This window comes from Hymenobacter sp. HSC-4F20, from assembly GCF_019599275.1.
Classification (GTDB): Bacteria; Bacteroidota; Bacteroidia; order Cytophagales; family Hymenobacteraceae; genus Hymenobacter.
In genome coordinates this window covers 1-476 of record NZ_JAHZTD010000020.1, presented here as the reverse complement: position 1 = coordinate 476, position 476 = coordinate 1, and the positions used below count along the sequence as shown (strand labels likewise).

Genomic DNA, 476 nt, shown 5'->3' with positions numbered 1-476 from the left:
GGTCTCTCCGACGCGCTCGATGCGATCGAGGAGAAGAAGGACGAGGTGCGCTGCGTCGTGCTGACCGGTGCGGGGCGGGCGTTCTGCACCGGCGCCAACCTGCAGGGCCGCAACAACCAGTCGAAGAAGACCAAGGCCGGCATGACGCTCGAGACCGGCTTCCATCCGTTCCTGCGCCGCATCCGCAACCTGCATTGTCCGATCGTGACCGCGGTGAACGGTCCGGCCGCAGGCGCCGGCATGAGCTTCGCGCTGCTCGGCGATATCATCTTGTGCGCGCGGTCGTCTTATTTTCTGCAAGCGTTCCGCCGCATCGGCCTCGTGCCGGATTGCGGCTCGACCTGGCTGCTGCCGCGCCTGATCGGCAAGGCGCGCTCGGTCGAATTGTCGCTGCTGGGCGAGCGCCTGCCGGCGGAGAAGGCGCTGGAATGGGGGCTCGTCAACCGCGTCCATGACGACGGCGTGCTGATGGAGGA

The 476-nt window shown here is 67.2% G+C and carries 1 protein-coding gene; it reads left to right on the top strand.

The annotated features are described in order from the left end of the window. On the top strand, positions 1–476 hold a 476-nt coding region (locus tag K3G63_RS22530; protein WP_220616409.1), incomplete at both ends, for an enoyl-CoA hydratase-related protein.